Annotated in this window: 12 protein-coding genes; 10 read left to right on the forward strand and 2 right to left on the reverse strand. The window is 71.8% G+C overall.

The features are described 5' to 3' along the window. A partial coding sequence (gene asnB / locus RI554_07765; GenBank protein ID MDR9391910.1) for an asparagine synthase (glutamine-hydrolyzing) occupies positions 1-1,396 on the reverse strand: 1,396 nt, incomplete at its 3' end. Between the two features lie 450 nt (positions 1,397-1,846). Here asnB and RI554_07770 point away from each other — a divergent pair. The 10 genes from RI554_07770 (at position 1,847) to RI554_07815 (ending at position 11,518) form a co-directional block, all read left to right on the forward strand. Further along, positions 1,847-3,064 (forward strand): extracellular solute-binding protein, encoded by a 1,218-nt coding sequence (locus RI554_07770; GenBank protein MDR9391911.1) that lies wholly within the window; start codon positions 1,847-1,849, stop codon positions 3,062-3,064. A 123-nt stretch (positions 3,065-3,187) separates the two neighbouring features. Further along, complete coding sequence (locus tag RI554_07775) at positions 3,188-4,201, forward strand: sugar ABC transporter permease (protein MDR9391912.1); 1,014 nt, start codon at positions 3,188-3,190, stop codon at positions 4,199-4,201. Beyond that, positions 4,198-5,328: a carbohydrate ABC transporter permease gene (locus tag RI554_07780; GenBank protein ID MDR9391913.1), complete on the forward strand. Its 1,131-nt coding sequence runs from the start codon at positions 4,198-4,200 to the stop codon at positions 5,326-5,328. Before RI554_07775 ends, RI554_07780 begins: the two co-directional genes overlap by 4 nt. A gap of 2 nt (positions 5,329-5,330) precedes the next feature. Then, positions 5,331-6,356, forward strand: coding sequence for an ester cyclase (locus RI554_07785; protein MDR9391914.1), 1,026 nt, complete (start codon positions 5,331-5,333; stop codon positions 6,354-6,356). Between the two features lie 23 nt (positions 6,357-6,379). Then, positions 6,380-6,976, forward strand: a complete 597-nt coding sequence (locus RI554_07790; GenBank protein MDR9391915.1) for a cupin domain-containing protein — start codon at positions 6,380-6,382, stop codon at positions 6,974-6,976. A 2-nt stretch (positions 6,977-6,978) separates the two neighbouring features. Further along, on the forward strand, positions 6,979-8,001 hold the full coding sequence (locus tag RI554_07795; protein ID MDR9391916.1) for an ester cyclase: 1,023 nt from the start codon (positions 6,979-6,981) through the stop codon (positions 7,999-8,001). After that, entirely contained in the window at positions 7,998-9,284 is a 1,287-nt protein-coding gene (gene hisD / locus RI554_07800) for a histidinol dehydrogenase (protein MDR9391917.1), read from the forward strand. Before RI554_07795 ends, hisD begins: the two co-directional genes overlap by 4 nt. Further along, positions 9,281-10,024: an SDR family oxidoreductase gene (locus RI554_07805; protein MDR9391918.1), complete on the forward strand. Its 744-nt coding sequence runs from the start codon at positions 9,281-9,283 to the stop codon at positions 10,022-10,024. The genes hisD and RI554_07805 overlap by 4 nt, the downstream gene beginning before the upstream one ends. Next, entirely contained in the window at positions 10,021-10,755 is a 735-nt protein-coding gene (locus RI554_07810) for an alpha/beta hydrolase (GenBank protein MDR9391919.1), read from the forward strand. Before RI554_07805 ends, RI554_07810 begins: the two co-directional genes overlap by 4 nt. 4 nt (positions 10,756-10,759) lie before the next feature. Further along, positions 10,760-11,518, forward strand: a complete 759-nt coding sequence (locus RI554_07815) for an aldolase/citrate lyase family protein (GenBank protein ID MDR9391920.1) — start codon at positions 10,760-10,762, stop codon at positions 11,516-11,518. Positions 11,519-11,549: 31 nt separating this feature from the next. Here RI554_07815 and RI554_07820 read toward each other — a convergent pair whose 3' ends face one another. Next, complete coding sequence (locus RI554_07820; protein ID MDR9391921.1) at positions 11,550-12,617, reverse strand: family 43 glycosylhydrolase; 1,068 nt, start codon at positions 12,615-12,617, stop codon at positions 11,550-11,552. Positions 12,618-12,986 lie beyond the last annotated feature (369 nt).

Here is a 12,986-nt window from a genome sequence, read left to right on the forward strand (position 1 = left end):
GGCCGGTCAGGTCCCGCAACGCCGCCTGCAACGCGTCCAGGGTGCCCGACCCCTCGTCGAACTGCGCCTTCTTCCGCCACACCAGGTCGCTCGGCAGCAGGTCCTCGGTCGCCTTGCGCAGGATCCACTTCTCGGTCGTCTCGCCCGTGCTCTCCCGCGCGTCGGGATCGGTCCGGCGCAGCTTGAGGTCCGCCGGGATCGATTGCGCGAAATCGATCAGGTCGCGATCGAGGAACGGCGTGCGCGCCTCCAGGCTCTCCGCCATCGTGACGCGGTCGACGCGCTGCAGGTTGATGTTGTGCATCGTCCCGAGCCCGCGCGTCAGTTCGTCCGCCAGGGCGCGTGCGTCGCCCACGTAGGCGTGGTGGTAGGCGTACCCGGCGAACAGCTCGTCCGCCCCCTCACCGGTCAGGACCACCTTCACCGACGCGCGCGCCAGGCGCGCCGCGAACCAGGTCGGCACCGCGGAACGCACCAGGTCCACGTCGGCGCTCTCCAGGTGGTAGATCACGTGCGGCAGCGCCTCGCGCACGTCGTCGGCGGTGAAGACGTACTCGTAATGATCGGACCCGACGTGCGCCGCGACCGCGCGCGCGGCGCGCAGGTCCGCGCTGCCCTCGAGCCCGACGGAGAACGTCTTGAGCGGCCCGAGGCCGCGGGCGCGGCGTTGCTGCTGCGCGAGCGCCGCCATGATGGAGCTGTCGAGGCCCCCCGAGAGGAAGCTCCCGACCTCGACGTCGGCGACCGTCCACTTCGCGACCGCCGCCTCGAGGACGTAGCGAAGCTCCCGCGCCGTCGCGTCGACGTCGAGGTCGGCCTCCGCCTCCGCCGCCCCCTGCGGCAGTCGGTACCAGGTCCGCACGCCCTCGCGGCTGTCCATGAGGCTCCCGGGCGGGATCGCCTGGACGTTGCGCACGTCGAGCCCGTCGAACGCCTTGAGCTCCGACGCGAACGCGAGGCCGCCCTCGAGCCGCGCGACGTACAGGGGCTTGATGCCGAGCGGGTCGCGCGCCGCGAGGATTCGGTCCTCGGTCGCCAGCACGAACGCGAACATGCCGTCGAGCTTGGCGATCCAGCGCGCGTCGCCGGTGCGTTGCAGGTGCAGGATCGTTTCGGAGTCGCTGGCGGTGACGAAGCGTTCCGGATCGAGGATGGCGCGCAAATCCTCGTGGTTGTAGATCTCGCCGTTGACGATCAACGCGTCCCCACCGCCGTGGATCGGTTGCGCTCCGTCCTCCGGCCCGATGATCGACAGGCGCGAGTGCGCCATCACGACCGGCGACCCGTCGAGCGCGACGACGTTGACGTCGTCGGGCCCTCGGTGCGTCATGCGTTGGATCATGCGATCCGCGAGGTCGGCGTTCCCGACGTTCCACAATCCGACGAAGCCACACATGGCGTTCCCTTTCCCCGCCCCGTCGAACACGGGGCCCGCGAGGGACCGGCGCACCGGAGAGACGCAGCTCGACCTGCGGTGCCGGGGGCGTCGAGCGAACCGTGCGCGACCCGCGAGCGGACGCCCGGACGGCGAACGCTTCGAGCGGACCACGGACGCCCCCGTGTCCCGGACCTCGGAACGAAGGCGAGTGTACACGGTCCGGCGGGGGCGTCGCGGCGGACGCACGCCGAGACGGCAACACTATGCACGCCCGCGCACCTTCCTACGGGTGCGGGGCGCGCCCTCCGACCCCCGGTCGGTCGAGGATTGACGCGGGCGCCGAGAGGGTTGTACCTTCACGCACACGTCCAGAACATCCGGTTCCGTGCGTGCGCCACCGCCGGCGGGGGGCGTCCACCGCCCCCGTCCTCGCCCGACGATCTCGTGCGATCTCGAAAGGACGTCCCGATGAACAAGTGGATCCTGGCCCTCGTCACCGCCGTCGCCCTCGGCCTTCCGTCCACGGCCGCAGCGCAGTGCGACCTCGACAACGACGTGCCGCTCACGATGCTCTCGAACTCGTTCGAGGCGTGGAAGATTATGAGCGACGCGATGACGTCGTGCGGCAACTTCGAGGCGACCCTCGACGCCGACTACCGGCTCAAGATCAACGACGCCCTCGCCGCCGACCCGTCGGTGTACACGATGGTGGGGGTCTCCAACGCGACGCTGACCCCCCTCCTCGCCGACGGCCTCGTGCGCCCCCTCGACGACCTCGTCGAGGCCTACGGGCAGGACCTGCTGCCCTCGCAGTTGATCCGCGTCGACGGCGAGATCGTCGCGATCAGCATGATGGTGAACGCCCAGCACCTGATGTACCGCAGCGACATCCTCGACGTGCTCGGGCTCGACGTGCCCGAGACGTACCCCGAGGTGCTCGCTGCGGCGGAGGAGATCCAGGCTTCGGGCCTCGTCGACGACCCGCTCGTCGGGACGTTCGGTGCCGGCTGGAACCTCGGCGAGGAGTTCGTGAACATGTACCTCGGGTTCGACACCCCGATGTTCACCGACGACAGCCGCCCGAACGTCGCCAACGACGACGGGGTCGCCGCCCTCGAGATGCTGGCCGCCCTGAGCTCCTACATGGACCCCGAGTACCTCAGCTTCGACTCCACCGCCGCGCAACAGAAGATGCAGCAGGGCCAAGCGGCGATGACGAACCTCTGGGCGACGCGCGCCGCCGCCATGGAGGACCCCGAGGAGTCCGAGGTCGGGGGGCTCGTGGAGTTCGCCGCCGCGCCCGCCGCCTACGCCGGTGGCGCCCCCGCCACGACGCTGTGGTGGGACGGGATCTCGATCGCCGCGAACGTCAGCGACGAGGAGGCGGAGGCCGCCTTCCGCGTGCTGCTCGAGGGGATCGACCGCGACGTGCTCGCCGAGCACCCGGACGCCGCCATCTGGTTGAGCAACCCGCCGATCGCCTCCGACGTCGCCGTCGGTGCGCAGGCCTCCGCGGAGGGCGGCGCCCCCGCCTACCCGTCCTCGAACCTGATCGGCATCATGCACAACGCCGCCGGCGAGTTCATTCCGGCCTACCTGAACGGCGAGGCCAGCGCCGAGGAAACGCTGGACGCCATGGAGGACGCCTACCTGGCGACCGCCCGCGAGAACGGCCTGATCGACTGACGCCCCGCCCCACGCCGTCGCCACGCGGCGACGCCGCCCTGGAGCCGTCGTTCGCGGGACTCCGCGAACGACGGCTCTCCGGAAAGGCGCACGCTTGACCCACCTCCCGTCGTCCGCCGCCGCATGAACGGCCGAACCTTCTGGGGGTTCGTCGGCCCCTCGCTGTTCATGATGGTCCTGTTCATCGCCGGTCCGTTGGTCGGCGTCCTGGTGCAGTCGTTCCAACAACAACGCGCCGACTTCGAGACGGTGGAGCGGGAGTCCTGCACGCCGTTCGGGTGCACCACCGAAACGACCGCGGTCCCCGTCACCGACGACGCGGGCCGGATCGTGACGCGGACGGTGTGGGTCGGCTGGGACAACTACACCGCCCTGCTGGACCCCGACGCCGTGCGCGACGCGCTGGCCCGCCCCGGGGATGCGCTGCGGCAGTTGGCGCAGATCCGCTTCTGGGACGCGCTGCGCTTCACGCTCACCTTCGCCCTCGTCACGCTCCCGCTGGTGATCGTGCTGGGGCTGCTCCTGGCGTTGGCGGTCAACACCCTCACCGACGCCCTCAAGGGCCCCACGATCTTCGTGACGCTGCTGCCGTTCATCATCACGCCGGTCATCGGGGCCCTCGCGGTCCGGTGGTTGTTCATCGGGGACGGCATCCTCACCGCCGGCCTCGAGCGCCTCCTCGCGCGCGACGTCGCGATGTTCGCGCAAGGCTGGACGATCGAGACGATGATGCTCGGCTACCGCGTGTGGCACGTCGTCCCCTTCGCCTTCGTGATCTTCTACGCCGGCCTCCAGACCGTCGCCGCCGAACGCCTCGAGGCGGCCGGCATCGACGGCGCCACCCGCTGGCAGAAACTCCGGCACGTGATCGTGCCGCACCTCATGCCGCTGATCATCTTCGTGTCCCTCATCCACCTGATGGACTCGTACCGCGTCTTCGACGAGATCATCGGGTTCAGCGCCTCGGGCTACCGCACCAGCCTGCAGTACCTCACCTACGAGTTCCTCGTGCCCGACGAATCCGGCAACCGCAGCATCGGGCGGGCCTCGGCCTCGGCGGTCCTGACGATGATCGGCGTCGTGATCCTGCTCGTCCCGCTGTTGCGGACCACCTGGAAGGAGCAACGGCGCGCATGAGGCGGACCGGCTCCCTCCACCGCCTGCCCGTCGTCTGGCGCACCAGCTCCACCCTGCTGGTCGTCACCTGGCTCCTCGTCGCCCTGTTCCCCATCGCCTGGCTGGTCGTGATGAGCGTCAAGCTCCCCATCGACGCCTTCGCCCCCAACGTCCTGGACGTGCTTCGCGGCCCCGACACGCGGGTGCGCCTCGGGGGGCCGTCGGGCTACGACCTGCTTCTGGGCGGCCTCTCGGTCGCGCTCGCCGTCGCCCTGCACCGCCTCCGCCGCACGCTGTTCGCGCCGTTCGTCGACGCGTCGGGCGAGCTGCGCGTCGGGGGGACGGTGCTGAGCTACCTCACGACCGCCGGCACGTTGGGCATCACGACGCTGCTCCTGACCCCCTGGCTCGGGGGTGCCCTTGAGGCCGCGACGCCCGACGGTCCGCTGTCCCGCCCGCTGATCGGAGCGACCCTCCAGCACTTTCGGGCGGTGTGGATCGACAACGCCTTCTACGTCCACCTCGGAAACTCGCTGTACGTCACCGGCGGCGTGGTCGCGATCAGCCTCACGATCGGCGCCCTCGCCGGCTACGGACTGGCGCGCAAGAGCAGCCGCATCGCCTTCTGGATCCTGATCGCCGCCCTCGTCTTCCGAGCCTTGCCGCACTCGACCCTCGTGACCGGCTACCTCCCGCCCTTCATCGAGTTCGGGCTGTACGGCCGGCAGTTCGCCGTCATCATCGTGCTCGTCGCGATCAACCAACCGTTCACGATCTGGATGCTGCGCAGTTTCTTCGCGAACGTCCCCTCCACCCTCGACGAGGCCGCGATGGTCGACGGCGCCACCCGCCTGCAGGCGTTCTGGCACGTCGTGATGCCGGTCATGTGGCCGGGCGTCATCACGACCGGCCTGTTCTCGTTCATGCTCGCGTACAACGACTACCTCGTCGCCGCCCTCCTGCTCGACGGCCGGGACCAGACGATGGTGCCGGCGATCATGCAGTACTTCAACCGCGAGACGACCCTCGGGGATCAACTCGAGGCGATCGCCGCGGCGGTCAGCATCACCGGTCCCCTCTTCCTGATCGTCCTCGTCTTCCAACGCCAGATCGTCTCCGGCCTCACGCAAGGCGCGGTGAAAGGATGAGCATGCCCACGCCCGACGACCTCGCCCACGCCAAACGACGGCTTCGCGCCTACGAAGACGCCTTCGAGGGCGCCCACCCTCGCGACCTCAAGGCGAAACTCGCCGAGCACGTCACCCCCGACTACCGTTGGTACGGCACCCACCCGTTCCGCGACACGCTCGACCTCGACGGCGTCGTCGAGGGGTTCTGGACGCCGTTCCTGCAGGCCTTCCGCCACGCCCAGCGCCGCCCCGCCATCGCGTTCTCCAGCGTCGCGAGCGAGACCCCGGAGGAAACGTGGGTGGCGAGCACCGGGCAGATCCTCGGGATGTTCGAGGCCCCCTGGCTGGACATCCCCGACACCGGCAAACTGACGTTCGTCTCCTCCTGCGAGTTCCACCGCCTCGAGGGCGACCGCATCGCGGAGACCTATCACTTCGTCGACGTGATCGCCGTCATGCAGCAGGCCGGCGTCGACGGCCTCCCGCCGCAGACGGGGAGCCCGATCGCGTTCCTGCCGCCCCGCACGCAGGACGGCCTCCAGTACGGCGCGCCCGCCGACCCCGAGGACAGCGCCAGCATGCTGGCGTTGATGACGAAGCTCGGGGACGATTTGGGCGCGCACCCGGAGGTCGACATGGACCCCGACGTGCTGCGCGAGGTGTGGCACGAGGACATGCTGTGGTGGGGGCCGGCCGGCATCGGCAGCACCCTCGGGGTGCAGGGGTTCAAGGACCACCACCAGAAGCCGTACCGGCATTCGCTGTACGACGAGCGCACCTTCGTTGGCCACCGCGCCAGCTTCGCGGAGGGCGACTACGGCGGGTGGGTCGGGTGGCCCAGCCTCGAGGAGCGCGTCACGAAGGGCGGATTCCTCGGCATGCCCGCCACCCACACCCTCGCCACCCAACGGGTCGTCGACATCTACCGCCGCGAGCGCGGCAAGATGGCGGAGAACTGGGTGTTCATCGACCTCCTCGACTACCTCTGGCAACTCGACGTCGACCCGCTCGGACGCATGCGCGAGATGCAGCGCCGGCGCCGCTGACCCCACGCCCCCAGGAGGCCCCCATGCCCGACACCCCCGACGTCATCCGCTTCGACCACCTCAAGGAACGCGGCATTCCGTTGATGTTCATCGACAGCGCCCTCCCCGGGCACCACCGCATGAACTTCGCGCTCATCGGCGACACCGCCAGCGAGAACCCCGCCTATGCCCCGGCCGTCACGAGCCCCCACGACTTCCAGATCGGCATGGCGATGTGCCCTCCGGGGCAGGGCCCCGGCTACCACACGCACGATTACGTCGAGGCGTTCTTCGTGCTGCGCAGCACCTTCCGTTTCCACTACGGACACGACGAGAACGAACCCAGCGACTTCGTCGACGTCGGGCCGTGGGACCTCATCACGCTGCCCCCCCGGCTGTGGCGCAGCTTCGAGAACGTCGGCGACGAGGACGGCTGGTTCTTCGCGGTCCTGGAGTCCCACGAGGCGTTCGACGGCAAGGACCCCTACTGGAGCCCCACGATCCAGCGCGCCGCGGCGGAGGCCGGCTTCGAGGCGGACGCGCGCGGCAAGATGATCCCCCCCGACGACTTCGCCGAACGCGAGGCGGAGGCCCGCGCCCGCCTCGCCCCGCACGTCGCGCGGACGAACCCGAGGGAGTGAGCGTGGCCGAGCGACCCCGCTTTCATCCCGCCCCGACGGCCGACGGCCTGCCCGGCTTCGACCCGCCGTACGCCGACCTCGTGGACTACATCGTCCGCATCACCGAGCGCATCTGGGAGCGCTCCGACATGGGGCACATCCACGACACGTACGCACCGGACGTGATCGTGCACACCGGGCTCGGCACCGAGCGCGGCATCGAGGGCGTGATCGCCGGCAGCGTCCACACGCTCGCCGCCTTCCCCGACCGGCGCATGGCGGCGGAGGACGTGATCGCCACGCACGACGGAGCGGGGACCTACCGGTCGGGGCACCTGATCGCCAACACCGCCACGCACGACGGGCCCGGCCGGTTCGGACCCCCCACCGGTCGCAGCGTCCGCTTCCACGCCATCGCCGAATGCGTCGTGCGCGCCAACCACATCGTCGAGGAGTGGCTCGTGCGCGACACGCGCGCCGTGGCGGAACAGCTCGGCTTCGATCCGCTCGACCTCGCGGCGCACGCCGAGGTCCCGGCGACCTTCGACCCCACGCCGCCGGGCGCCGCGCACGCGACCGATCCGGTCGTCGCCGGCGCCGACGCCGACGACCCCGCCGTGCGGACCGCCCTCGACCTGCTGGAGGGCACGATCAACGGGCGGCACTTCAACCGCATCGCCGAGCTCTACGACGACGCGACCGTCACGTGGGTGCCGGGCCACGTGGAGCTCCACGGCCCCGACCCGTTCCGCCGCTACGCGCTGACGCTCGTGGCACCGTTCCCCGACGCGTACCTCGACGTCCAACGCGTCGACGTCAACGCGCACGAAGGCCTGACGCGCGTCGCGGTGCGCTGGTCCCTGCGGGGCACGCACCGCCTGGAGGGCCGCTTCGGTCCGCCGACCGGCCGCCCGATCGACGCCCTCGGCATCAGCCACGTGCACGTCCAGGACGGCCGCGTCGTCCGTCACTACGTGGTGCTGGACGAGCTGGCGTTGCTCACGACCCTACACGGCACCCCCGCCCCCCAGGAGGCACGTTCATGAGCGTACGCACCGTCAAACCCGGCGTCGAGGCGGACGCCAAAGCCCGCACCGACGCGAGGGTCCGCGACACCGTCCGCGAGCTGCTGGAGCGCATCGACGCGGAGGGCGACGCCGTCGTCCGCGAGCTGTCGGACCGCTTCGACGGGTACGCCCCCGACACGTTCCGCCTGAGCGATGCGGACGTCGAGGCGGCGATCGCGGCGGTTCCCGCCGCGGAGTTGGACGCCATCCGCTTCACCCTCGAGCAGGTCCGGACGTTCGCGCGGGCGCAACGCGAAGGCCTTCGCGACGTCGAGGTGGAGACGTTGCCGGGCGTCACCCTCGGCCACAAGCACGTCCCGGTCGACCGCGTCGGTTGTTACGTCCCCGGGGGCCGCTACCCGATGGTCGCCTCGGCCATCATGAGCGTCGCCACCGCCAAGGTCGCCGGCGTCCCCCGCGTCATCGCCTGCACGCCCCCCAAGGACGGCGCGCCCTACCCCGCGACGGTCGCGACCATGGCGCTGGCCGGCGCCGACGAGATCTACGTGCTCGGTGGGGTGCAGGCGGTCGGTGCGATGGCGATCGGCACCGAATCGATCGCTCCGGTCGACGTCATCGTCGGGCCCGGCAACGCCTTCGTCGCCGAAGCCAAGCGACAGCTCTTCGGCCGGGTCGGCATCGACCTGCTCGCCGGCCCGACCGAGGTGCTCGTCATCGCCGACGACACCGCGGACGCCGAGATGGTCGCCACCGACCTCCTCGGGCAGGCGGAGCACGGCACCAACTCGCCGGCGGTGCTCCTGACCAGCAGCGAGCGCCTCGCGGGGGAGATCGAGGCGGAGATCGCACGGCAGCTCGAGGTCCTCGCCACCGCGGAGGTGGCGGGGGAGGCGTGGCGCACCCACGGGCAGATCCTGCTCTGCGACACCGAAGCGGAGCTGCTCGAGGAGGCCAACCGGATCGCCAGCGAGCACGTCGAGGTCCTCACCCGCGATCCCGACGTCTTCCTCGAGGGCATGCGCAACTACGGGTCGCTGTTCCTCGGGCCCGAGACGAACGTCGCGTACGGCGACAAGGCGATCGGCACGAACCACATCCTCCCGACCGACGGGGCGGCGCGCTACACCGGCGGGTTGTGGGTCGGGAAGTTCCTGAAGACGATGACCTACCAACGCTGCACCGAGGCGGCGAGCGTCGAGGTCGGCCGCCACTGCGCCACCGTCAGCGCCCTCGAGGGGTTCGACGGGCACCGCCGGCAGGCCGCCCTGCGCGTCCAGCGCTACGGCGGGTCGGACGGGTGAACGCCCCCGCGCCGGTCGTCGCGATCACCGGCGCGACGGGCGACGTGGGCTCGGCCACCGCCCGCGCGTTCGCCGACGCCGGCTACCGGGTCGTGGCCGGCTACCGCAGCGACGGCGACGCCGCCGACCGCCTCGTCGCGTCCCTCCCGGGGACCGGGCACCGCGCCGTCCACGTCGACGTGACCGACCCGCCCTCCCTCGACGGTCTCCGGGAACGCCTGTCGTCGGAGGTGGGTTCACTCGACGTGCTCGTCAACAACGCCGGCGTCACCCGGTACGTGCCCCACGACGACCTCGACGCGCTCGACGACGCCCTCTTCGACCGGATCTTCGCGACGAACGTCCGGGGGGCGTTCGCAGCGACGCGCGCGGTCCTGCCCCTGCTTCGCGCGGACGGGGGTGGGTTGGTGGTGCACGTGAGCAGCATCGCGGCGCAGTCGGGGCGGGGAAGCAACGTCGCCTACTGCGCCTCGAAGGCGGCGCTCGACTCGATGACGCGCTCGTTGGGGCGGGCCCTCGCCCCCGGCGTCCGCGTCGTGTCGGTCGCGCCCGGGTTGATCGACGGACCGTACGCCGACGCCCTCGACGCCGACTTCGTCGACGCGCAACGCCGCGACACGCCCCTCGGGCGGTTGGCGACGTCGGCGGACGTGGCGGCCGCCATCGTGTCCGTCGCGCGCGACCTGACGTTCTCGACGGGGTGCGTCGTCCCCGTGGACGGCGGTCGACCCCTCGGATGAACGCCGCCACCCCCCTGGTCCTCCTGCCCGGCACCCTCTGTACCGACGCCGTGTTCGCCGCCCAGGCGGCGGCGTTCCGCGCCGCGGGCCGCGAGGTGCACGTCACGCCGTTGGGGCCGGAGCGTCACGTCGACGGGCACGCCGACGCCGTCCTCGCGCACGCCCCGGAGCGGTTCGCGCTCGCCGGCTTCTCGCAGGGCGCCATCACCGCCCTCGCGATCCTCCGCCGCGCCCCCGAGCGCGTGACGTGCGCCGCCCTCCTCGCCCTCAACCCCGGGGCCGCCACCGACGCGCAACGCGCCACCTGGTCGGCGTGGCGGCGCGAGGCGCACGACCCCGACGCGCGCCGCGCCGTCGCCGAACGCCTGCGCCGGAACGTCGCCCCCGCGCGCCAGGACGATCGCGACCTCGCCGCCGCGATCCGGACGATGGCGGTCGACACGCCCGGAGCTTCGTTCGAGGGCCAACTCGAGGCGCTCGCCTCGCGCCCCGACGCCTGGGCGACGCTCGCCGACCTCCGCCTCCCCCTCGCGCTCGCCGTAGGGCGCGAGGATTCGGTGACGCCGCTCGCCCTCCACGAACGCGTGCGCGACCGCCTCCCCGAAGGGACCCCCCTGACGGTCCTCGAGGGGGCGGGCCACTACGCGCCGCTCGAGCGGCCCGACGCCGTCACCGACTGGTTGCGCGAGGCCCTGATCGCGCCGCCCGACCCCCCGCGCGGGATAGGGTGACGGCGTGAAGCGCACCGACCTCAAGGACCGCCTCCGGCGCGGCGACGTCGTCGCCAACGCCTGGCTCACGATCCCGTCGGCGTTCGCCGCCGAAGCCGCGGCGCACGCGGGCGTCGACGCCGTCACGATCGATCGTCAACATGCGCCGATCGACGTCGCCGCGATGGTGGCGATGCTGCAGGCCGTGACGCACGCCCCCGCCGTCCCCCTCGTGCGGGTGGGGTCGCACGACCCGGCCGACGCCATGCAGGCGCTCGACGCCGGCGCCCTGGGCGTCATCTGCCCCCTCGTCGACACGCCGGAGGAGGCCTCGGCGTTCGTGCGCGCGGTCCGCTACCCGCCCGAGGGCGGTCGCTCGTGGGGACCGACCCGCGCGAAGTTCGCCCACGACGGCTACGACCCGACCGCCGCGAACGAGGACGTCCTGGCGTTCGCGATGATCGAAACGCCCCGCGGCCTCGCGAACCTCGACGCCATCGCCCGCACCGAGGGGCTCGACGGCCTGTTCGTGGGCCCCGTCGACCTCAGTCTGAACCTCACCGGCCGTCCGGTCGTCGACCTCGAGACCGGCCCGCTGGTCGACGCGCTCCACCGCATCGTCGAGGCCTGCACGACCCACGACCTCATCCCCGGCACCTTCGCGGGCTCGGGCGCCGCCGCCGCCACCGTGCGGTCGCTCGGCTTCCGCTTCGTCACCGTCGGCGCCGACGCGGCGCACCTGACGCGCGGGCTCGAGGACGCCGCGACCACGCTCCGCGGGTAGGCGGCCCCGCCCCCCGGGCGGACGCGGGCGCTCACGGCCGCCGCAGCGGGAGGCGGCGCACCACCCTCGGCCAGCCGTCCTCCCACGCCAGCTCCGCCTCCCCGATCCACGGCAAGCCGTTTCGCTCCGCGTCGTAGACGTGGTAGCTCAGGACGTCCACGCCGTCCGCGCGCCGGCGGAAGCTGGCGTGCCCCGGACCCACCTGCGCCCCCGCGCCCGCCCACAGGAGGCTGCCCCCGCCGGCCCGCATGTCGCGACCGTCGCGATCCAGGAACGGCCCCGCGACGCTGCGGGCCCGCCCGACCCGCAGTTCGTAGGTCGACGCCACGCCGCGGCAGCAGGCGCCCCAGTTCACGACGAGGTACGTCCAGCCGCCCGAGCGATGCAGCCGGGCGGCCTCCACCCACCCCGGGTCGTCTACCGGGCCGGGCCCGACGGCGAGGTCGAGCCATCCGGGGTGATCGGGTTCCCACCACGCGCCCGAGACCGGCTGGAGCGTCGACCGGTCGAGTTCCGTCGCCACGATCCGTCCCCCGCCCAACACCAACCACAGGCGCCCCCCCTCCTCGTGGAGGCTGGGGTCGATGGCCTCCACCTCGCGGGTGGGGTCGGGATCGAAGGCGCACGTCACGGGCGCGCCGACGTCCTGCCACGTCGCACCGTTCCAGCGCGCCGCCCCCACGCAGGATCCGACCTCCTCGAAGCCGTTGGCCACGGCGTAGACGAGTGTCCCGTCGGCCGCGAGATCCGGCGCCCAGAACGCGCCGTCGTTCCCGGGCAGTTCCTCGGCGACCCAGTCCGGCTTGTCGCGAAACAGGCAGGCGTGCGGCATCCACGGCGCGTCGTCGGTCCTCCGCCACCAACTCTCGAGGCCGCATCGGTACCCGTCGGCGTTCTCCTTGCCGGTCACCACCACGACCTGCCCGCCGTCCAGCGTGACGATCGCCGACGGGTCGTGCAGGTGCCACGTCTCGGACGTCGTCGGCGGCTGCATGCGCGCGTACTCCGCCACCAACGACCCGGCGGGCTCCTGCGCCTGCGTGCAGGCGGACAACGCCCCCACCAGGCCCATCGCTCGAAGCGCGGTCTTCGGCACCATCGCGACGCCTCCTACGGGACACCGTCGCAGCGGCCCACGGGGGCGCGCAACGTCGCGTCGTCCTACGCGCCTCCACCGAACCCCGCTGGGCGCCGCGCTGCTTTGCACGCTTCACCCGCCGCGCCGCGGCGCATCGAGGGGGCGCCACCGGCGGTAAATCCCGGCGTGGCTTGCCGGTCGACGCCGACGGCGCATCCCGACTCGATGGCCGTCGGTGGTCTCACGGTTGCCTCCCCCAATCCATTATTGATAATGTTTTCTCATTCTCATTAGGCTCGATCGGCCTCGAAGGGAACCCATGGCCAACACAGGACCGCGCATCAAGGTCGTTCTCCGTAGCTCGGCCGGTACGGGGTACGGCTACGTCAC

Source organism: Trueperaceae bacterium, assembly GCA_031581195.1.
Classification (GTDB): Bacteria; Deinococcota; Deinococci; order Deinococcales; family Trueperaceae; genus SLSQ01.

What these genes read in the sequence shown, in the direction of transcription:
- RI554_07770 (MDR9391911.1), top strand. Translation starts at nt 1,847, where the DNA reads ATGAACAAGTGGATCCTGGCCCTCGTCACCGCCGTCGCCCTCGGCCTT.
- RI554_07775 (MDR9391912.1), top strand. Translation starts at nt 3,188, where the DNA reads ATGAACGGCCGAACCTTCTGGGGGTTCGTCGGCCCCTCGCTGTTCATG.
- RI554_07780 (MDR9391913.1), top strand. Translation starts at nt 4,198, where the DNA reads ATGAGGCGGACCGGCTCCCTCCACCGCCTGCCCGTCGTCTGGCGCACC.
- RI554_07785 (MDR9391914.1), top strand. Translation starts at nt 5,331, where the DNA reads ATGCCCACGCCCGACGACCTCGCCCACGCCAAACGACGGCTTCGCGCC.
- RI554_07790 (MDR9391915.1), top strand. Translation starts at nt 6,380, where the DNA reads ATGCCCGACACCCCCGACGTCATCCGCTTCGACCACCTCAAGGAACGC.
- hisD (MDR9391917.1), top strand. Translation starts at nt 7,998, where the DNA reads ATGAGCGTACGCACCGTCAAACCCGGCGTCGAGGCGGACGCCAAAGCC.
- RI554_07810 (MDR9391919.1), top strand. Translation starts at nt 10,021, where the DNA reads ATGAACGCCGCCACCCCCCTGGTCCTCCTGCCCGGCACCCTCTGTACC.
- RI554_07820 (MDR9391921.1), bottom strand. Translation starts at nt 12,617, where the DNA reads ATGGTGCCGAAGACCGCGCTTCGAGCGATGGGCCTGGTGGGGGCGTTG.